The organism is Streptomyces sp. NPDC001904 (assembly GCF_040297005.1).
Classification (GTDB): Bacteria; Actinomycetota; Actinomycetes; order Streptomycetales; family Streptomycetaceae; genus Streptomyces.
This window is the reverse complement of sequence record NZ_JBEOYI010000009.1, coordinates 254,637-274,533: the sequence shown is the minus strand read 5'-3', so window position 1 is coordinate 274,533 and position 19,897 is coordinate 254,637. Positions and strand designations below refer to the sequence as shown.

The window sequence follows — 19,897 nt, the reverse complement described above, 5'->3', positions numbered from 1 at the left end:
CACACCACGCCGAACGGCCCCCGTACCGCGCACGCGGTACGGGGGCCGTTCGCCGCTCTCAGGCCTGCTCGGGGCCGAATCCCGCGAACAGGTCGAGCAAACGCCGCTGGGCGTCCGGGCCGAACATCATCGTGAGGTTGGCCGCCGACTCGGCCGCCGTCTCCGCGCTGCGCGGGAAGAGCTCCTTCTCGTACGCGGCCAGCGCGGCCTCCGCGTCGCCCGGGTGCTCGACGATCGCGCGGGCCAGCTCGGCGCCGTCGAACATGGCGAGGTTCGCGCCCTCGCCGGCGAACGGCGACATCAGGTGCGCCGCGTCGCCGAGCAGCGTGACGCCGGGCACGCGCTCCCAGGAGAGGCCGACCGGCAGGGCGTGGATCGGGCGCGGCACCAGAGCCCCGTCGGCCTCCGCGACCAGGGCGCGCAGCCGCTCGTCCCAGCCGTCGAACCGGGCGAGCACCGCGGCGCGCGCGGCCTCGGTGTCCGCGAAGTCGATCGAGCCGAGCCAGTCCTCGGGCGCCTTCACCGCGACGTAGGTGTGCACGCGGCCGTCGCTCTCGCGGTGGGTGAGCAGGGCGCGCTCGTCACCGAGGACGAAGGCGCTGCCGCCGCCGTTGAACGCGGCGATCTCCGCGTGCCGAGGATTGCCCGGCAGCACATCGGCCTCCACGAACGAGATGCCGGTGTACGCGGGCCGGGCGTCGGTCAGCAGCGGGCGGATCCGGGACCAGGCTCCGTCGGCGCCGATCAGCAGGTCCGTGGTGAGGCGGCGGCCGTCGGTGAGGGTGACCAGATGGCGGCCCGGGACGCCGGCGGGCCCGGCGCCGGTGACCTTGGCGCCCCACTGGACGGTGCCGTCGGGCAGTGAGTCCAGCAGGAGGCGGCGCAGCTCGGCGCGGTTGACCTCCGGGCGGCCACCGTGGCCGGTGTCCGGTTCGTGCTGGATCAGGGTGCCGTCCGGGGCGATGACCCGGGTCTCCTCGCCGCCGGACAGGACGATCGCGCGGAACGCGTCGAACAGCCCGGCCGCGCGCAGGGCCGCCTGCGCGGTCTCCTCGTGCAGGTCGAGCATGCCGCCCTGGGTGCGGGCGTCGGCCGATGCGTCCAGGTCGAGGACGGTGCAGGCGATGCCGTTCACGTGCAGGACGCGGGCGAGCACGAGGCCGCCGAGTCCCGCGCCGACGACGGCGACCGGGTGGTGCGGGATGGTGGTCGTGGCGTTCATGGTGGCCTCCTCGGGTGCCGCAGCGGGTGGTCCGGTGCTTCCCTTCCACAGTAACGAACATGTTCGTAACGAACAAGTTCGTTGTGGGGCATACGGCAGCCGGAGGGCGGCGGAGCGCCGGTTACAGGGGCGGTTCGGGGGCGGCCTCGATACCGGCGATCAGCGCGGCGATGCCCCAGTCGAGGCGCCCCGGGGCGCCCGCGACGAGCACCCCGGCGAGCCGGACGATCTCCGGGTGCCGGGCGGCGGACGCCTCGTTGATCGCGGTGAACGTGGCGTCCATCGTGTCCGGGCCGTCGTCGCCCGCGTGCTCGGCGGCCGTCGCGGTCGCGTACTGCAGCAGCAGGTCCACGCCCCAGGCGGCGCGGGCGTCCGGCACCCCGCCCTCGCGCAGCAGGACGAGCACGGCCTCGACCAGGTCCAGGTAGTGCTCGCCCGAGGGGTGCACGGTCAGCGCGGAGCGGGCCAGTGACGGGTGGCGGAACAGCATGTCGCGGTACGAGACGAGCAGCCGGGTCAGCCGTGCGCGCCAGTCGCCCGCGGTGTCCCGGGCGGGTCCGAGGTCCACCTCGGCGAGCAGCGCGTCGAGCACGGCCGCGTGCAGCTCGTCGGTGTTGCGGACGTAGACGTACAGCGAGGCGGGCCCGGTGTCGAGTTCGGCGGCGAGGCGCCGCATCGTCACCTTGCCGAGCCCCTCGGCGCGCAGGACGCGCACGGCGGCGGCGACGATGCCGCTCCTGCTCAGGGCGGGCTTGGCGGGCCGCTCGCGGCGGCTGCGCGGAGTGCTGGTCCGGTCGGTGCCGGTCCGGTCGCTGCTGGTCACGGGCCCACGGTAGTCGCCCCGCCGGGAAGCTCCACGATTTAGACCGCCGCTCAATATGCTGAATGCCCTGCCCGCCATATCAGGGTTCCCCTCCGCCGGGACAGCATTTAGAGTGGCATTCAAATCTTGAGGAGGTACGACGGCGTGCGACTCACCCCCACCGAGCGCGACCGGCTGCTGCTGTTCGGTGCCGCGGAGCTGGCCCGCTCCCGCAAGGCCCGCGGGCTGCGGCTCAATGTGCCCGAGGCGACCGCGCTGATCGCGGACACCGTCTGCGAGGCGGCCCGCGACGGCAAGCGGCTCGCCGAGGCGATCGAGGCGGCCCGGTCCGTGCTCGGGCCCGGCGACGTACTGCCGGGCGTCGCCGACGTCGTCACCGAGGTGCACGTCGAGGCCGTCTTCGACGACGGATCGCGGCTCGCGATCGTGAGCGGCCCGATCGCGGGGGACGGGCTCGGCGACGAGGCCCCAGGCGCCCTGCTGCCCGGCCCCGACCACGCCGACCCGGAGCCCGAGGTGACGCTGACCGTCACCAACACGGCGTCCGTCCCGGTCTCGGTGACGTCCCACTTCCACTTCTTCGAGGCGAACCCGCGCCTGGACTTCGCGCGGGCGCGGGCCTACGGCATGCGGCTCGCGGTGCCCGCGGGCTCGTCCGTGCGGTTCGGGCCCGGCGAGTCCGCCGACGTGCCCCTCGTGCCGATCGGCGGCGCGCGCGTCGCCATCGGTTTCGCGGGTCTCGTGGACGGGCCGCTCGACGCGCCCGGCGCCCGCGAGGAGGCGCTGCGCCGCGCGGCCGCCTGCGGATATCTCGGAGTCGACACAGAGGAGGCGGGCCGATGAGCCGCCCCGGAGGCCACCCCGCCGAAGCCCGCCGGCTGACCCCGCACGAGTACGCGGCCACGCACGGCCCGCGCGCCGGTGACCGGATCCGCCTCGGCGACTCCGGGCTGACGATCAAGGTCGAGTCGGACTCGCAGGCGTACGGCGACGAGTTCCTGGCCGGATTCGGCAAGACCGCCCGCGACGGACTGCACTTGAAGGCCGCCGCCGTCCGCGAGACCTGCGACGTCGTCATCTCGAACGTCGTCGTGATCGACGCCGCGCTCGGGATCCGCAAGGTCTCCATCGGCATCCGCGAGGGCCGCATCCACGCCATCGGCCGGGCCGGCAACCCGGACACCCTCGACGGCGTCGACGTCGTCGTCGGCACGGGGACCTCGATCGTGTCGGGGGAGGGGCTGATCGCCACCGCCGGAGCCGTCGACACCCACGTCCACCTGCTCTCCCCGCGCATCATGGAGGCCTCCCTCGCCTCCGGCGTGACCACGATCATCGGGCAGGAGTTCGGCCCGGTCTGGGGCGTCGGCGTCAACTCGCCGTGGGCGCTCAAGCACGCCTTCTCCGCCTTCGACGCCTGGCCCGTCAACATCGGCTTCCTGGGCCGCGGTTCGTCCTCGCACGACGCCCCGCTGGTGGAGGCGCTCGCGGAGGGCGGCGCCTGCGGGTTCAAGGTGCACGAGGACATGGGCGCACACACCCGCGCGCTCGACACCGCGCTGCGCGTCGCCGAGGAGCACGACGTCCAGGTCGCCCTGCACAGCGACGGACTGAACGAGTGCCTGTCGGTCGAGGACACCCTGAAGGTGCTCGAGGGCCGGACCATCCACGCCTTCCACATCGAGGGCTGCGGCGGCGGCCACGTACCGAACGTGCTGAAGATGGCGGGCGTCCCGAACGTCATCGGGTCCTCCACCAACCCGACCCTGCCCTTCGGCCGGGACGCCGTCGCCGAGCACTACGGCATGATCGTCTCCGTCCACGACCTCAAGCCCGACCTGCCCGGCGACGCCGCCATGGCCCGCGACCGGATCCGCGCCGGGACCATGGGCGCCGAGGACGTGCTGCACGACCTGGGCGCCATCGGCATCACCTCGTCCGACGCACAGGGCATGGGCCGGGCGGGCGAGACCGTCCGCCGTACGTTCGCCATGGCGGGCAAGATGAAGGGCGAGCTGGGCGACCCCGGCGTCGGCCACGACAACGACCGCGTCCTGCGCTACATGGCGAAGCTGACCATCAACCCCGCCATCGCCCACGGCCTTTCCCACGAGATCGGGTCCATCGAGCCCGGCAAGATGGCCGACATCGTGCTGTGGCGCCCCGAGTACTTCGGCGCGAAGCCGCAGCTGGTCCTGAAGTCCGGCTTCCCGGCCTTCGGCGTCGTCGGCGACCCGAACGCGGCCACCGACACCTGCGAACCCCTGGTCCTCGGGCCGCAGTTCGGCGCGCACGGCGCGACCGCCGCAGAGCTGTCCGTCGCCTTCGTCGCCCAGGCCGCCGTCGACGACGGGCACGACACCATGCCCACCCGTAGGCGCCGGGTCGCCGTGCGCGGCACCCGTGGCATCGGCCCCGCCGACCTGCGGTTCAACTCCCGCACCGGCGCGGTCGACGTCGACCAGCGCACCGGACTCGTCACTCTCGACGGCGAACCGCTGCGCTCCGAGCCGGCCGACTCCGTCTCCCTCAACCGTCTCTACTTCCTCTGAGGTTCCCGTCATGACCTATGTGATGCCGCCCGAGTGGGCCCCGCACGAGCGCACCTGGATGGCGTGGCCGAGCCCCAACCCGACCTTCGCCGACGACCGGGAGCTGGCCGAGGCGCGGACCGCGTGGGCGTCGGTCGCCAACGCCGTGCGCGCGTACGAGCCGGTGACGATGGTCGTCGGGCCGGGCCAGCACGCGTCCGCCCGCGAACTCCTCGACCCGGCGGTCGAGTTGGTCGAGCGCGACCTGGACGACGCCTGGATGCGCGACATCGGTCCTACGTTCGTGAAGCACGCGGAGTCCGGTGAACTCGCGGCCGTGGACTGGACGTTCAACGGCTGGGGCGCCCAGGACTGGGCCCGCTGGGAGCACGACGCGAAGATCGCCCGGCACGTCGCCGACCTCACCGGCGTCCCCGTCCACTCCTCGGTCCTCGTCAACGAGGGGGGCGGCATCCACGTCGACGGCGAGGGCACCGTGCTCCTCACCGAGACCGTCCAGCTCGACCCGGACCGCAACAACGGCTGGACCAAGGAGCGCGTCGAGGCCGAGATCCACGCCCGGCTCGGCACGACGAAGGCCATCTGGCTGCCGCGCGGACTCACCGGGGACTACGGCCAGTTCGGCACGCGCGGCCACGTCGACATCGTCGCCGCCTTCGCCGCTCCGGGCGTCGTCCTCGTCCACTCCCAGCAGGACCCGGCCCACCCGGACTTCGAGGTGAGCCGCGAGATCATCGGCGTACTGGCCGGGCAGACGGACGCCCAGGGCCGCCCGCTGCGGATCGTCGAGGTCCCCGCCCCCACCGTCCTCACCGACGACGACGGCTGGGTCGACTACTCGTACATCAACCACTACCTCTGCAACGGCGGCGTGGTCCTGTGCGGCTTCGACGACCCGAACGACGAGAAGGCCGCGGCGATCTTCCGCGAGCTGTTCCCGTCCCGCACGGTCACGCTCGTCGACGCCCGGACCGTCTTCGCGGCCGGGGGCGGCATCCACTGCATCACCCAGCAGCAGCCCGCGACATGACCCGTCGTCACCAGCCGGCACCGCCCCGCGAGGACGTGCTCGCCGCGACCATGGTGATGATCGCCGAGAGCGGCCTGGAGAAGCTGACGATGGCCGCGCTCGGCCGTGAGGTCGGCATGAGCAGCGGGCATCTCGCGTACCACTTCGGGTCCAAGGACGAGCTGCTGCTGCGCACGCTGGAGTGGAGCGAGGGGCGGCTCGGCGCGCAGCGGCGGGAGCTGCTGGTGGGTGACGGCAGTGCCCGGGAGCGCGTCGACGGCTACGTCGACCTGTACGTGCCCGGCGGCTACCGCGACCCGCACTGGTCGCTGTGGCTGGAGGTGTGGAACCGCTCGAAGCGGGCCGCCGCCGACACCTCCGCCCGTGCCCGGCAGGCCGCCATCGAGGGTGCCTGGCACCGCGACCTGGTGGCGCTGCTCGCCGAGGGGATCTCGCGGGGCGAGTTCCGGGCCGTGGACCCCGACCGGTTCGCGGCCCGCCTGCGGGCACTGCTCGACGGGTTCTCGATCCAGGTCGTGGTCGGCCTGCGCGGCGCCGACCGCGGCGAAGTCCTCGCCCACGTCCGGGAGTTCGTGGACGACGGGCTCGCGCTCAGCGGCCCGGTGTGAACCGGACCGGGATCCCCGGCGCCGCCTGCGCCGCGGCGGCCAGGGCCTCCGGCGCCACCACGGCGATCACCGGATAGCCGCCGGTCGTCGGATGGTCGTGCAGGAACACCACCGGGCGGCCGTCCGGCGGCACCTGCACCGCGCCCAGGAGCATGCCCTCGCTGGGCAGTTCGCCCTCCGCCACCCGCTCGACGGCCGGGCCCTCGGTGCGCAGGCCGATGCGGTTGCTGCGCGCCGACACGGTGAACGCGGCCGTCAGGAACGTCCGCACGCCCGCCGGGTTGAACCAGTCGGCGCGCGGACCGAGCCGCACCGGCAGCACCAGCTCGGCGGGCGGCGCGGGCCAGGGCGCCGCCGCGGGAAGCGGCGGGGCGGGCTGCGCCCGGCCCACGGGCAGCACCGCGCCCTCGGTGAGCGGGTCGGGGCCCAGGCCCGACAGCAGGTCGGTCGCGCGGCTGCCGAGCACCGGGTCGACGGCGATGCCGCCGGACACGGCGAGGTAGGAGCGCAGGCCGCCGGTGGCCGGGCCCGCGTCGAGGACGGCCCCGGCGGGGACCCGCACCGGGGCGCCCCACGGCGCCGGGCGGCCGTCGACGGTGACCGGACAGGGGGCGCCGCCGACCACGATCGTGACCGGCCGGTCGGGGCGCACGGCGCAGCCGGTCAGGGTCGTCTCCAGGACGGCGGTGCCCTCCGGGTTGCCGGCCAGCCTGTTGGCCAGGCGCATCGCGGGGGCGTCCAGGGCGCCGCTGCGGGGGACTCCCAGGTGGGCATGGCCGGTGCGGCCGGCGTCCTGAATCGTGGTGAGGGCGCCGGGGCGGGTCACTGTCAGCTTGGTGGTCATCGCTTCTCGCCGTCGCTGCTTCTTCCGGACGGGGCGCCTGCCGGTCCGTGCTTTTCAGGCCCCTCCGGCGATTGAGGAGCGGAGTCCCGTGACAGGGGCACATAGTGCACCCGCGTCCCGGGCGACAGCAGCGCCGCCCGCTCCTGCGACGGGTCCCACAGCGGAGTCGGATCCGGCATGGTGCCGATGATCTGCCAGCCTCCCGGAGTCGCCCTCGGATACACCGCCGAGTACGGCCCGGCGAGGGCCACCGCACCGGCCGGCACCCGCGTGCGCGGCGTCGCGCGGCGCGGCACGTGCAACTCCTCGGGCAGACCGGTGAGATAGCCGAAGCCCGGCGCGAAACCGCAGAACGCGACGCGGTACGTGAACGAGGAGTGCAGCGCGCCCACCTCGTCCTCGGCGACACCCCACAGCGCGGCCACGTCGGCCAGGTCCGGCCCGTCGTAGACCACGGGGACCGTGACGACGTCGCCGTCCGCCGGGGGTGCCGACGGCACCTGCCACTCGGCGAGCCGGCGGGCCAGCCCTTCGGGGTCCGGCACACCGTCGAGGAGGACCGTGCGCGCGCCGGGCACGATCTCGGCGACCGGCGGCAGCGAGCCGGCCGCACGGCGGCTCAGCAGTTCGGCGTGCAGGGCGCCGGTGCGCTCGGCGTCCGGCAGCTCGACGAGCAGGGCGTGCCGCCCGGCGGGGCGCACCACCAGGCCGCCGCTCACGCGAACGCACCCACCGTGACCCCGGCCTCCTCCAGAGCCGTCCGCACCCTGGCCGCGATCCGGGCCGCGCCCGGGGTGTCGCCGTGCACGCACAGCGAACGGGCGGCGACCGCGACCCGGCTGCCGTCCGTCGTCTCGACCCCGCCGTCCACGGCGAACCCGACGGAGCGGCGCACCACGGCGTCCGCGTCCTCGACCACGGCGCCGGGCTCGCGGCGCGGGACGAGGGTGGCCTCCGGTGTGTAGGCGCGGTCGGCGAAGGCCTCGCGGACCGGGGCGAGTCCCGCCTCCTCGGCGGCGGCCAGGAGCCGCGACCCGGGCAGGCCGAGGACGGGCAGCCCGCCGCCGGCCAGCAGCACGCCCGCGACGACCGCGCGGGCCTGCTCGGCGTCGCGCACCGTCCGGTTGTACAGCGCGCCGTGCGGCTTCACGTACGCGACCGTGGACCCGGCCGCCTCCGCGAAGACCCGCAACGCACCGATCTGGTACGCCACTTCGGCCGCCAGCTCGTCCGCGGGTACGTCCATCGCGCGGCGCCCGAACCCGGCGAGGTCGCGGTAGGACACCTGGGCGCCGATCCGCACCCCGCGCTCGGCCGCGAGCGCGCAGACCCGCCGCATCACGCTGGGATCGCCCGCATGGAACCCACAGGCGACGTTGGCACTGGTGACGACGGAGAGCAGGGCCTCGTCGTCGGTGAGGGTCCAGCGGCCGAAGCCTTCGCCGAGGTCTGCGTTGAGGTCCATCACGTCCTGGATCACCTGCTCAACGTTAGGGATTGTTGAACGATTCGACAAGAGCGCGACAAGCCGCGCCGGCCGGTCCCGTGAACACAATGAACACAAGTAGGCGGGATCGTTGCCCGGTGCACCCTTGTCAGGGGCCGACAAGATCACCCATGGTGGCCGGTCATGGGACGAGAGCAATGGAAGAAGATCCTGGTCGGATCGGCCGGGAACATGGTCGAGTGGTTCGACTGGTTCGTGTACGCGAGCTTCGCCACCTACTTCGCGGGAGCCTTCTTCCCCGACGGCAACCCGACCGCCCAGCTGATGAACACGGCCGGCATCTTCGCGGTCGGCTTCTTCATGCGCCCGGTGGGCGGCTGGCTGCTCGGCCGGGTCGGCGACCGCAAGGGCCGCAAGGCGGCCCTGACGCTCACGGTCACCCTCATGTCCGCGTCGGCGGTGCTCATCGCGATCGCGCCGACCTACGCCGTCGCCGGATACGGCGGCGCCGTCGTCCTGCTCGTCGCGCGCCTGCTCCAGGGACTCTCGGTCGGCGGTGAGTACGCGGCCAGCGCCACCTATCTCACCGAGGCCTCCGACCCGAAGCGGCGCGGCTTCGCCTCCAGCTTCCAGTACGTGTCGATGACGGCCGGACAGATCGTCGGGCTCGGACTCCTGATCGTCCTCCAGCGCACCCTGAGCGACGACGCGCTGCACGGCTGGGGCTGGCGCATCCCGTTCGTCATCGGCGCGCTCGGTGCGGCGATCATCTTCTACCTGCGGCGCAACATGCTGGAGACCGAGGTCTACGAGGAGTCGGCCGACGCCGACGCCACCGTGGGCGGCGACGACAAGGGCACGATGAAGGCCCTGTGGGCGCACAGGCGCGAGGCGTTCCTCGTCGTCGCGCTCACCATGGGCGGCACCGTGGCGTACTACACGTACACCACCTACCTCACCAAGTACCTGTCCAACTCGGCCGGCCTGAGCAAGGAGACCGCCACCCTCGTCTCCTTCTGCGCGCTCGTCGTCTTCGCCTGCATCCAGCCGCTCGCGGGCGCGCTCTCCGACCGCATCGGGCGCCGCCCCCTCCTGATCACCTTCGCCGTCGGCTCCACCTTCCTGACGGTCCCGATCATGACGCTGCTCCAGCACGCGGGCTCCTTCTGGCCGGCCCTCGGCCTCTCCCTGCTGGCGCTGGTCGTCGTCACCGGCTACACGTCGATCAACGCGTGCGTGAAGGCCGAGCTGTTCCCGACCGGCATCCGCGCCCTCGGCGTCGCCCTCCCGTACGCCCTGGCCAACGCGCTGTTCGGCGGCACCGCCGAATACGTCGCCCTGTGGTTCAAGGACGGCGGCATCGAATCGGGCTTCTACTGGTACGTCGCAGGCTGCGCGGCCGTGTCGCTGATCGTCTACCTGACCATGCGCGAGACCCGCGACATCGACCTGGGCCGGGTCCAGCGGGCCGGGGCCGCACAGGAACAGCCCGCCTGACCGCATCGTGAGACCACAGTCCGGGACGGGCCCGGGCTGTGGCAGACTGCGGCCGTGCTCTCGTTCGCCATGATTATTGGCAGCAGGCGCGCCGGTCCGCAGTGACCGCCTCGTACGACCCGGTACGGGCGGACACCGTCGTCCTCGACCCGCGCGCACACCTCTCGCACCCGCGAGGGGTTTTTCTGTTTCTCGGCCCACCCGAAGCCGGGAGGAGAGCGCGGGGGATCATAGATGGACGGTGGAGCCGGTCATTCCGGTACGACGACCGAGATTCCCAACAGGAGCCAGATCAGCATGAGCAGCAGCCCGAGCGAACACACCGGCAGTACCACCGGCGAACTCGACGATTCCTTTCACGTCTTCGACACCACGCTGCGCGACGGAGCGCAGCGCGAGGGCATCAACCTCACCGTCGCGGACAAGCTGACCATCGCCCGGCACCTGGACGACTTCGGCGTGGGCTTCATCGAGGGCGGCTGGCCCGGTGCCAACCCCCGCGACACCGAGTTCTTCGCCCGCGCGCAGGACGAGATCGAGTTCAAGAACGCCCAGTTGGTCGCCTTCGGCGCCACCCGCAGGGCCGGCGCGAAGGCCAGTGAGGACCCGCAGGTCAAGGCACTGCTCGACTCGGGTGCCCCGGTGATCACGCTGGTCGCCAAGTCCCACGACCGGCACGTCGAGCTGGCACTGCGCACCACCCTCGACGAGAACCTGGAGATGGTCCGCGACACCGTCTCCCACCTGGTCGCCCAGGGCCGCCGCGTCTTCGTCGACTGCGAGCACTTCTTCGACGGCTACCGCGCCAACCCCGCGTACGCCAAGGCCGTCGTCCGCGCCGCGCACGAAGCCGGAGCCTCGGTCGTCGTGCTCTGCGACACCAACGGCGGGATGCTCCCCGCGCAGGTCCAGGCGATCACGCACACCGTCCTGGACGACACCGGCGCCCGGCTCGGCATCCACGCCCAGGACGACACCGGCTGCGCCGTGGCCAACACCCTCGCTGCCGTCGACGCGGGCGCCACCCACGTCCAGTGCACGGCCAACGGCTACGGCGAGCGCGTCGGCAACTCCAACCTGTTCCCGGTCGTCGCCGCCCTGGAGCTGAAGTACGGCAAGAAGGTGCTGCCCGAGGGCGCGCTGCGGGAGATGACCCGCATCTCGCACGCCATCGCCGAGGTCGTGAACCTCACCCCGTCCACGCACCAGCCCTACGTCGGCGTCTCGGCGTTCGCCCACAAGGCGGGCCTGCACGCCTCCGCCATCAAGGTCGACCCGGACCTCTACCAGCACATCGACCCCGAGCTGGTCGGCAACCGCATCCGGATGCTGGTCTCCGACATGGCGGGCCGCGCCTCCATCGAGCTCAAGGGCAAGGAGCTCGGCGTCGACCTCGGCGGCGACCGCGAGCTCGTCGGCCGGGTCGTGGAGCGGGTCAAGGAACGCGAGCTGAAGGGCTACACGTACGAGGCCGCCGACGCCTCCTTCGAGCTGCTGCTCCGGGAGGAGGCCGAGGGCCGGGCCCGGCGCTACTTCCGCGTCGAGTCCTGGCGGGCCATCGTCGAGGACCGCCCCGACGGCACCCACGCCAACGAGGCCACCGTGAAGCTCTGGGCCAAGGGCGAGCGCATCGTCGCGACGGCGGAGGGCAACGGCCCGGTCAACGCCCTGGACCGCGCCCTGCGCGTCGGCCTGGAGCGGATCTACCCGCAGCTCGCCAACCTGGAACTGGTCGACTACAAGGTCCGCATCCTGGAGGGCAAGCACGGTACGTCCTCCACGACCCGGGTCCTGATCTCGACGAGCGACGGCTCGGGCGAGGAGTGGTCGACGGTCGGGGTCGCGGAGAACGTCATCGCGGCGTCGTGGGGCGCCCTGGAGGACGCCTACACGTACGGTCTGCTGCGCGCCGGGGTGGAGCCGGTCGAGTAGGGCAGCCCTTCAATCGCCGGAGAGGGACGACCAAGCCCCTCCGGCGATTGAGGAGCGGGGCCCGGGGCGGAGCCCCGTGACCTGGGCTACGACAGGGCCCACTTCTGATTACCGGCCCCCGTGCACGACCAGATCTGCGTGCCGACTCCGTCCGCCGACGAATTCCCGGTCACATCAAGGCACTTGTCCGCCGCCGCGTTCACCAGGTCGCCGGACGATTCGAGCCGCCACTGCTGCGCACCCGAGCCGTTGCAGTCGTAGAGCTGCACCTTCGCGCCGTTCGCCGTCGAACCCGACGCCACGTCCAGGCACTTGCCGAGCGCGCGTACCGTGCCGTCGGCCTTGAGGGTCCACGTCTGGTTCTGCGAACCGGTGTAGCAGGTCCAGATCTGGGCGGCCGTCCCGTTGGCCGTGGAGCCGTCCTTCACGTCGAGGCACTTGCCGCCGAGGCCGTGCAGCGCGCCGGTGCGGTCGGCGGCGCCGGACTGCGTGCCGCTCCAGGTGAACGTCGCCGACGTCTTGCCCGGCAGCGAGTAAGTGACGTGCTGGCCGCCCCAGTTGATCGTGACGTCCTTCGCGGTGGAGGCGTCGTTGTAGGCGATCAGCGCCTTCGAGCCGTCGGTGTTGCGCCAGGCGACGTTCGGCACCGTGGACGACGCCGTCGAGGCGATCCGTGAGGCTCCCGGGCGGACGAACTTCGTCAGGTGGCCCATCGTGTAGTACTCGATGTTGTAGTCGACCTTGCCGCTGCTCGCGTCGCCGTTGTGGACGGTGATCAGCCCGTCGCAGGTGCCGCAGCCGCCGTTGTGCGGGCCGCGGTTCTGGTCCACGGCCAGCGACCACTTCGTCACCGACTTCGCCCAGTTGCGGGTGTAGTCGATGATGTTCAGCATGTCCTCGCGCTGCTGGTTCGCGATCCAGGTGCCGCCGGAGTGCTCGGTCTGGAAGGCGTCCAGGGACGGGTACTTGTTGTGGATCTCGGTCTGCTTGGCGACGTCACCGCCGTAGCCGTGCCAGGCGATGCCGCCGAAGTTCGGGTGGCTGCGCACCGCCGCGTCGTCGACGGTCGGGGCGGCGTAGGAGTCGTACGTGTCCCAGTTCCAGTCGTGCGCGAGCACCTTGGTCTTCACGCCCGCGCCCGCCAGCTTCGGCAGCAGCTCGCTCTTGGTGAAGTAGGCGAGTCCGGAGCCGTTCCAGCTCATCGACGGATAGCCCGAGCAGCAGGTCGGCTCGTTCTGCACGGTGACGTAGTCGATCGGCACCCCGGCCGCCTGGTAGCCCTGGATGTACTTCACGAAGTACGAGGCGTACGTGCCGTAGTTCTCGGCCTTCAGCCAGCCGCCGTTGAGCTGCCCGCTGTCCTTCATCCAGGCCGGGGCGGTCCACGGCGACGCCATCACGGTCGCGGCCGGATTGAGCTGCTTGGCCTGCTTGGTCAGCGGCAGCACGTCGGCCTGGTCGTGCGCGAGGGAGAACTTCGCCAGCGAGGGGTCCGTCTGCCCGGCGGCGACGTCGTCGTACGTGTAGCCGAAGCGGGCCAGGTCCGAGCCGCCCATGGGGTTGCGGATGAACGAGAGCCCGATGCCGTCGGTCGGCGAGAACAGCTTCTTCATCGTCGCGTCCCGGGTGGCCTGGGGCAGGGCGCCGCTGCTGTTCATCAGCCAGGCCGCGGTGTCGGTGAAGGACGCGCCGCCGCCGGTGAACGTCTGGTAGCGGGTGTTCTCGTCGACGGTGATCGTCGTGCCGGCCGAGCCCGTGCCCGACTGGAACGCCGTCGGGGTCTGCTGCGCCAGGCCGCGCGTGACGTGCCGGCCGCCGCTGTCGTCGGTGGTGGTCAGCCAGACGGCGACCGGTTCGCCTGCGGCCCGGGCCGTACCGGCCGACGCTCCGAGGAGCCCGGCTGCGGTGAGGATCCCGGCCAGTAGTACCCGGGCCGACCGGCCCGCTCGTGCCGATCTGAGTGATCGCGTGGGGGTGTGCACGATGCCTCCTGTGTCCCGTGAAGCTCAACAGTCCACTTTCATGGCTTAGTTCAAGACGTGAGTTAAAGGGCGTTCCATGTGCGCGTCAAGACTTCACGTCACGAATGCTCCGACCCGCCATTCACACCCCGACTGGGTTAGCGTCGGAGTATGAGGCCCACTCTTGCGGCCCTCGCCGCGACCCTCCTCGCGTTCGGCGCCCCGGTGGCCATGGCGCCCGGCGCCGCCGCCGCGACGGACGTCTCCACGGTCGCGGACGCCCTGGAGAAGAACCCCGTCTATGTCGATCCGGCCGCCCGTACCGCGCTGACCTCGGCCGACGTCGACTCCCTGACCAAGACGATCAAGGATGCGGACAAGCCGGTGATGGTCGCGGTCCTGCCCGCGGACTTCCCCAAGAACGACCTCTTCACCGACCTGCGGACCAAGACCGGGATCGTCGGCGTCTACGGCGTCCGGCTCGGCGACGCCTTCGACGCGCGCGCCGACAGCGCCGTGATGTCCACCGCGGCCGTTCACAACCTGACCACGAGCGTGCGCGGCGAACCGGCCGCGCGGCAGCTCGACGACTTCGTCGCCACCGCCGTACGGACCGCCAGGGGCTCGGCGCCGTCCTCCTGGGGCGCGGGCGGCGACTCCGGCGGGGGCCCCGTCGGCGCGCTCGCGGGCCTCGGCGCCGTCGTGGTCGTCGGCGGCGCGGGCGCCTACTACCTCGTCCGGCGCGGCCGGCGCAGGCGCGAGGAGGAGCAGCGGGCCGCCCTCGACCGGCTCCGGGTCGTCGTCGACGAGGACATCACGGCCTTCGGCGAGGAGCTGGACCGGCTCGACTTCCACCCGGCCGAGGCGGGCGCCGACGACGCGATGCGGGCGGACTACGAGCGCGCGCTGGACGCCTACGAGAAGGCCAAGCAGTTCATGGCGGCCGCGCGGCGGCCCGAGGACGTGCGCGGGGTGACCGAGGCGATCGAGGACGGCCGTTTCTCGCTCGCCCTGCTGGCCGCCCGCCGCGAGGGCCGCCCGCTGCCCGAGCGCCGCGCCCCCTGCTTCTTCGACCCGCGGCACGGCCCTTCCGTCGAGGACGCCGAGTGGGCGCCGCCCGGGGGCGCGCCGCGCGAGGTCCCGGTGTGCGCGGCGGACGCGGCACGGCTGCGCGACGGTGCCGAGCCGCTGGTGCGGACGGTCGACACGGGTGCGGGGGAGCGGCGCCCGTACTACGACGCGGGCCCGGCCTACGGGCCCTGGGCCGGAGGCTATTTCGGCGGCGGCATCCTGCCGGGCCTGCTGTTCGGCACGGTCCTCGGCTCGATGATGGCGAGCCCGGCGTACGCGGCGGACTACGGCTCCGGGTACGGCGACTTCGGCGGCGGCTACGAGGGCGGCGACATCTCCGGGGCCGACTTCGACACCTCGGACTTCGGTGACTTCGGCGGGGGCGGTGACTTCGGCGGAGGCGGGGGCGGCGGGGACTTCGGCGGCGGCTTCTGAGGGACACCGGCCGACTCGGTCCGGCGCGGCCCCGTCGACCGTGCGGCGCTACGGTGGCGGCCATGACCGGTGACATGCGCGACGCGTGGGCGCGGCAGGGGGACATCGAGGCCCGGCAGGTCGACGACGCCTGGCAGCGCATCGAGACCTGGCTGCGCCGCAACGCCCCCGCGACCGCGGCCGTGCTCCGCCCCGGCGCCCCGGACGACGAGCTCGCGGCCTTCGAACGGGACCTCGGCGTCCGCATCCCCGCCGGGCTGACGGCGCTGTGGCGGCGGTGCGCGGGGATGACCGCCGGGCCCGGTGAGGGGACCTCCTTCCTGCTCGGGGAGTGGGCGCCGATGACCCTCGACGCGGTGCTCCGCACCTACCGGCTGCAGATGAGCATCCTCGTCACCCTGGACGACTACGTGTCCTGGCGGCCCTCCTGGATCCCGTTCGCCGCCTTCGGCCCGCACGACGCCCTCTCCGGACTGTGCCTGGACGCCGAGACGGGCAGGATCTGGCGCTGGACCGAGTACGCCGAGCGCACCCTCGCCCACGAGTCGCTCACCGTGTACCTGGAGGACATGGCGGACGCCCTCGACGTACCCGAGCTGTCGCCCGGAGCCGCGCCCCGGGTGCGCGAGGGCGCGCTCGTGTGGGGCTGAGCAACAGGCCTTCGGGGAGCGCTAGTTGCGGCTCAGGGTGCGGGTCACACCGGCCACCACCGCCGTGGTCAGCACCCAGCCGACCACCACGAGCGCGTACGCGAGCGACTGGGGCCCGACGTCCGCCCAGTGCCAGGCGTCGCGCTGTCCGAACCCGCCGATCGGGACGAGCAGATCGAGGGTGTAGACGAGGGCGTGGAACGGCGGCCCCTCGCCCGCCTTGTTCGGCACCGGACGGTGGGTGCGGAAGACGACCCAGCCCGCGACCGTGAGCAGCGCCAGCCAGAGCCCGGCGAGCCAGGGCCGGTAGCCGTAGCCGACGGTCGCGTCGAGGAGGTAGCCCCACAGCCGGCCCGCCGGGCCGAGCGTCGCGCGGCGGTGCCGCTGCCGGTGCAGCAGCACCCGGCGCGCCTCGTCGTCGTGGCCCAGCCGGCGGTAGTTGACGCCGAGTTGCTCGTACGGCTGCGGGCAGTAGCCCTCGTCGCGGCGCAGCCACGCCAGCCGGTTCGTCACGTCGTCGCGGCGCCGGGGCGCGGTGGACTCCAGCCAGTCGTACGTCAGCCCGTCCAGGCCGAGCGACGGGGGCCAGGTCCCCGGGGTGTCCTGGATGCGGGCGAAGTGGGCGTTGCGCAGGTTCACCCGGCCGCGCGGGGCGGTCGCGAAGCGCAGGTCGAGCGCCTCGGCCCGGGCGCCGACGCACATCAACGAGCGGTCGGTGCCGATGAGTTCGGCGCCGTTGAAGGTCAGCAGGTCCTCTATCTGGGCGCCGCGCAGCCGTATCCGCCCGTCGGTGCGGAAGCCCTGCGACAGCCGTACCGTCGAGGCCGTCAGACCGTCCCCGTTGAACGCGATGGCGTCCGGCTCGCCGACCGTGATCCGCGCCCCGCGCATCCACAGCCCGCCCGGCAGCTGTGCTCCGGGGAACCCGACGAGCCCTTCGGCCTCGAACCCGCCGTCGCAGAACACCCCGCCCTCCATCACCAGGCCGCCGGCCTCCAGCGCGACGCCGTCCGGGTGGATCAGGCGGGCCCCGTCGAGCCGCAGTCCGCCCCCGATGTGCGCGTGCACGAGATTCAGCGCGCCGTCGACCGTGGTCCCGCGCAGATCGACCCGCCCGCCGAAATGGGCCGTCGGCGCCCGCAGCCCCGGCACCCGGCTGTGGGTGAGGGACAGCGCGAGGGTGGACGCCGCCTCCAGACTGACCGGCCCGTCGAACTCGCACTCCTCGAACCGCACGAGCGCCTTGATCTCGGTGCCGTCGAGGTTCAACGGGCCGGTGATACGGGCCCGTCGGATCCGTACGGTGCCGGTCGCCTCCAGCAGTCTGTCCCGCAGGACATCCGGATCAAGCCGCATGACGGCCGGCGGGGCAGGTGCTTCCGGGTCTGTGGTGGTGCCGTGCCGCGGTGGTCATGCGCCCCATCCTTCCAGCAGCTTCGCCGGCCGTCGGTCCCGCCGGTTCCGGGCGGACGACGAGAACCAGCAGCACCTCGTGTTCGCCGCCGAACACACCCGGGCGGCCAGGCGTGTCCCGCCGGTCAGCGGATGTCGTGGTCGGGGTGCTCGCTGTCGTAGGTCTCACGGGCCCGGGCGATGGGGGCCCGGTGCTGGAGCGACCAGTCGGCGAGCGCCTTGACGAGGTGGGTCAGGCTCGCGCCCGTCTCGGTGAGCCGGTAGTCGACCTGGGCCGGCACGGTCGCGTACACGGTCCGCAGGACCAGACCGTCCCGCTCCAGCCTGCGCACCGTGAGGGTCAGCATGCGTTGGGAGATGCCGTCGACGGCGCGCTGGAGTTCCCGGAAGCGACGTGGCCCGCCCGCGAGTTCGACGATGACGAGGACCGACCACTTGTCCCCGACACGGTCGAGGACGTCCCGGATGCCGCAGTCGGGGTGGTCCTGCCGGCCGCAGGGTTCGAGCTCGGCAGGTCCGGTGGTTACTTCCGTGTGCGTCACTGACACGAAACTGCCTCCTTGTGGGCCGACCTGGACCGATCGAGGATCTCACCGTAGTTACCGAAGAGAACCACGGCAGGAGCCAGAACCGAAATGATCATGGTGACCGGTGCGAACGGACAGCTCGCCTCTCTCACTCTCCGGGAGTTGGCCGATCGCCACGTGCCCGCCACGGGCGGCACGCGATCGCCCTCGTCCGGGCAGCGGCGACTCGACTTCGACGACCCCACGAGCCTCGACCTCACCGGCATCTCGACGCTGGTCCTCGTCTCGGCGGGGTACGCCGAGGACGACCGGGTCGTCGCCCGCCACCAGGCGGTGCTGGAGGCAGCGGTGCGCGACGGCGTGGGCCACGTCGTGTACACCAGCCTGACCGGTGCCGGCGATCACCTCGGCTTCGCGCTCGCCCACCGGGTCACCGAGCAGCTGCTCAAAGGCAGTGGGCTCGGGTGGACGATCCTGCGCAACGGCCTCTACGCCGAACTCTTCGGAGCCCTCATGACCTGGACCGACCACGGCGTCGAATCGGCGTTCGGCGACGGAGCGCTCGCCGCGGTGGCCCGGGCGGACCTGGCCGCGGCCGCGGCCGTCGTGGCCGGCGCCCCCACCGCGCACGCCGACCGGACCTACGACCTGGTCGGCGAACCGGTCAAGGCCGCCGACATCGCCGATTCCCTCGGAGTCGCCCACCGGACCATCGGACTCGGGGAGTACCGCACCCGGCTCCTCGCCGACGAGACGCTGCTGCCGTTCCAGCCGCCGATGCTCACCTCGATCGCGACCTGCGTTCGCCACGGACTGCTCGACGCCACCGCCCCCGACCTCGCCCGGCTGCTCGGCAGGCCGCTCACAGCCCCGCTCGCCGTGGCCGCGGACACCGCGGCCGCCCTGCGTCCCGACGTGCTCCGCCGCTGATACCGCCCGGCGTGGCGACCGTCCCCGGTGGTACGGCCTACTCGCCGGCCCGGGAGCCGACTCCGGGACGCGCGTCTGCGTCGTCCGTGTCGTCCGTGTCGTCCGCACCGAGACTCGCGAGCAGGCGCAACGCGTCCTCGGCGGCGCTGCCGGGAGCCGCTGAGAGCACCAACATCTCGGTGCCCGAGGCATCGGGCAGGGCGAAGTTCTCCTGGTGCAGCTCCAGGCGGCCGACCAGCGGGTGCTGGTAGACCTTGCGCCCGTGCGTGCGGGCGCGTACGTCCGCGCGAGCCCAGAGACGCCGGAAGCGCTCGCTGCCCATCGCCAGCTCTCCGATGAGCGCTGCCAGGCGTGCGTCCTCGGGGTGTTTGCCCGCGGCCAGGCGCAGGTGTCCGACCACGTCCAGGGTGCAGGACTCCCACTCCGCGTAGAGGCCGCGCTCGGCTTCCTCCAGGAAGATGTGCCGGGCGGTGTTCAGGCCCGGCAGCGGCCGGCCGAAGAGGGATCGGGCGAGGCGGTTCCCGGCGAGCACGTTCAGGCGGCAGTCCATGAGCAGGGCGGGCGCGTCGACGACCAGGTCCAGCACACGCAGCAGCTCCGGCCGCGGCCTGCCCGACGGGGCGTTGACGCGGCGGCGGCGCTGGCGCGCGAGCCGCCCCATGTGCTCCCGCTCGGTCTCGTCGAGAGCCAGGACACGGGCGAGAGCGTCGAGGACCTGCTCCGAGGGCTGGGTGGCCCTGCCCTGCTCCAGCCGTACGTAGTAGTCGACGCTGACACCGGACAGGTGGGCGACCTCCTCACGGCGCAGCCCGCTCACCCTCCGGCGGCTGTCGACGGCGATCCCGGAGGCTGCCGGGTCGGCCAGCGCACGCCGGGCCTGCAGGTATCCGGCCAAGTCATCCATGCCGTCAGTATCGCCCGGGCGCGGTGTCATCAGGGTGGCCCTGCGAGTACC

Annotated in this window: 18 protein-coding genes; 9 read left to right on the top strand and 9 right to left on the bottom strand. The window is 72.7% G+C overall.

Going from position 1 to position 19,897, the window contains the following annotated elements; genetic code table 11:
- Window positions 1-58: 58 nt before the first annotated feature.
- Window positions 59-1,222, bottom strand: coding sequence for an FAD-dependent oxidoreductase (locus ABT127_RS17965; RefSeq protein ID WP_351450495.1), 1,164 nt, complete (start codon window positions 1,220-1,222; stop codon window positions 59-61).
- 121 nt (window positions 1,223-1,343) lie between these two features.
- Window positions 1,344-2,045: a TetR/AcrR family transcriptional regulator gene (locus ABT127_RS17960; protein WP_351450493.1), complete on the bottom strand. Its 702-nt coding sequence runs from the start codon at window positions 2,043-2,045 to the stop codon at window positions 1,344-1,346.
- Between the two features lie 144 nt (window positions 2,046-2,189).
- On the opposite strand from ABT127_RS17960, the gene ureA reads away from it, so the two are divergent.
- Genes ureA through ABT127_RS17940 form a run of 4 tightly spaced genes read left to right on the top strand, consistent with a single transcriptional unit; the run spans window position 2,190 to window position 6,235 of the window.
- Window positions 2,190-2,888, top strand: coding sequence for an urease subunit gamma (gene ureA / locus ABT127_RS17955; RefSeq protein WP_351450490.1), 699 nt, complete (start codon window positions 2,190-2,192; stop codon window positions 2,886-2,888).
- Window positions 2,885-4,597 (top strand): urease subunit alpha, encoded by a 1,713-nt coding sequence (locus tag ABT127_RS17950; RefSeq protein ID WP_351450489.1) that lies wholly within the window; start codon window positions 2,885-2,887, stop codon window positions 4,595-4,597. Before ureA ends, ABT127_RS17950 begins: the two co-directional genes overlap by 4 nt.
- 10 nt (window positions 4,598-4,607) lie before the next feature.
- Window positions 4,608-5,627 (top strand): agmatine deiminase family protein, encoded by a 1,020-nt coding sequence (locus tag ABT127_RS17945; protein WP_351450486.1) that lies wholly within the window; start codon window positions 4,608-4,610, stop codon window positions 5,625-5,627.
- Entirely contained in the window at window positions 5,624-6,235 is a 612-nt protein-coding gene (locus ABT127_RS17940; protein ID WP_351450484.1) for a TetR/AcrR family transcriptional regulator, read from the top strand. Before ABT127_RS17945 ends, ABT127_RS17940 begins: the two co-directional genes overlap by 4 nt.
- Here ABT127_RS17940 and ABT127_RS17935 read toward each other — a convergent pair.
- Genes ABT127_RS17935 through ABT127_RS17925 form a run of 3 tightly spaced genes read right to left on the bottom strand, consistent with a single transcriptional unit; the run spans window position 6,219 to window position 8,547 of the window.
- Complete coding sequence (locus ABT127_RS17935) at window positions 6,219-7,079, bottom strand: 5-oxoprolinase subunit C family protein (protein ID WP_351450481.1); 861 nt, start codon at window positions 7,077-7,079, stop codon at window positions 6,219-6,221. The two genes, ABT127_RS17940 and ABT127_RS17935, sit on opposite strands and share 17 nt — an antisense overlap.
- Window positions 7,076-7,798 carry a 5-oxoprolinase subunit B family protein gene (locus ABT127_RS17930; RefSeq protein ID WP_351450478.1) on the bottom strand — a complete coding sequence of 241 codons (723 nt, stop codon included), beginning with the start codon at window positions 7,796-7,798 and terminating at the stop codon, window positions 7,076-7,078. The genes ABT127_RS17935 and ABT127_RS17930 overlap by 4 nt, the downstream gene beginning before the upstream one ends.
- Window positions 7,795-8,547, bottom strand: coding sequence for a LamB/YcsF family protein (locus ABT127_RS17925; RefSeq protein ID WP_351450588.1), 753 nt, complete (start codon window positions 8,545-8,547; stop codon window positions 7,795-7,797). Before ABT127_RS17925 ends, ABT127_RS17930 begins: the two co-directional genes overlap by 4 nt.
- A gap of 162 nt (window positions 8,548-8,709) precedes the next feature.
- Here ABT127_RS17925 and ABT127_RS17920 point away from each other — a divergent pair, with 162 nt between their 5' ends.
- Together ABT127_RS17920 and cimA are read left to right on the top strand one after the other, a co-directional pair.
- Window positions 8,710-10,023, top strand: a complete 1,314-nt coding sequence (locus ABT127_RS17920) for an MFS transporter (RefSeq protein WP_351450475.1) — start codon at window positions 8,710-8,712, stop codon at window positions 10,021-10,023.
- A 297-nt stretch (window positions 10,024-10,320) separates the two neighbouring features.
- Window positions 10,321-11,955, top strand: a complete 1,635-nt coding sequence (gene cimA / locus ABT127_RS17915) for a citramalate synthase (protein WP_351450472.1) — start codon at window positions 10,321-10,323, stop codon at window positions 11,953-11,955.
- 86 nt (window positions 11,956-12,041) lie between these two features.
- On the opposite strand, the gene ABT127_RS17910 is transcribed toward cimA, so the two are convergent.
- A complete protein-coding gene (locus tag ABT127_RS17910) occupies window positions 12,042-13,937 on the bottom strand; it encodes a ricin-type beta-trefoil lectin domain protein (RefSeq protein WP_351450469.1) in 1,896 nt (631 codons plus the stop codon).
- A 150-nt stretch (window positions 13,938-14,087) separates the two neighbouring features.
- Between ABT127_RS17910 and ABT127_RS17905 the strand changes: the two genes are divergently transcribed.
- Complete coding sequence (locus ABT127_RS17905; protein ID WP_351450466.1) at window positions 14,088-15,422, top strand: hypothetical protein; 1,335 nt, start codon at window positions 14,088-14,090, stop codon at window positions 15,420-15,422.
- Between the two features lie 62 nt (window positions 15,423-15,484).
- Complete coding sequence (locus tag ABT127_RS17900) at window positions 15,485-16,072, top strand: SMI1/KNR4 family protein (protein WP_351450463.1); 588 nt, start codon at window positions 15,485-15,487, stop codon at window positions 16,070-16,072.
- Window positions 16,073-16,093: 21 nt separating this feature from the next.
- Here the strand turns inward: ABT127_RS17900 and ABT127_RS17895 are convergent, their stop codons facing one another.
- Together ABT127_RS17895 and ABT127_RS17890 are read right to left on the bottom strand one after the other, a co-directional pair.
- Window positions 16,094-17,428, bottom strand: a complete 1,335-nt coding sequence (locus tag ABT127_RS17895; protein ID WP_351450460.1) for an oxidoreductase — start codon at window positions 17,426-17,428, stop codon at window positions 16,094-16,096.
- A 182-nt stretch (window positions 17,429-17,610) separates the two neighbouring features.
- Window positions 17,611-18,033: a winged helix-turn-helix transcriptional regulator gene (locus tag ABT127_RS17890; protein ID WP_351450457.1), complete on the bottom strand. Its 423-nt coding sequence runs from the start codon at window positions 18,031-18,033 to the stop codon at window positions 17,611-17,613.
- 87 nt (window positions 18,034-18,120) lie between these two features.
- On the opposite strand from ABT127_RS17890, the gene ABT127_RS17885 reads away from it, so the two are divergent.
- Window positions 18,121-18,942, top strand: coding sequence for an NAD(P)H-binding protein (locus ABT127_RS17885; protein WP_351450454.1), 822 nt, complete (start codon window positions 18,121-18,123; stop codon window positions 18,940-18,942).
- 37 nt (window positions 18,943-18,979) lie between these two features.
- On the opposite strand, the gene ABT127_RS17880 is transcribed toward ABT127_RS17885, so the two are convergent.
- Window positions 18,980-19,846, bottom strand: coding sequence for a helix-turn-helix transcriptional regulator (locus ABT127_RS17880; RefSeq protein ID WP_351450451.1), 867 nt, complete (start codon window positions 19,844-19,846; stop codon window positions 18,980-18,982).
- Window positions 19,847-19,897 lie beyond the last annotated feature (51 nt).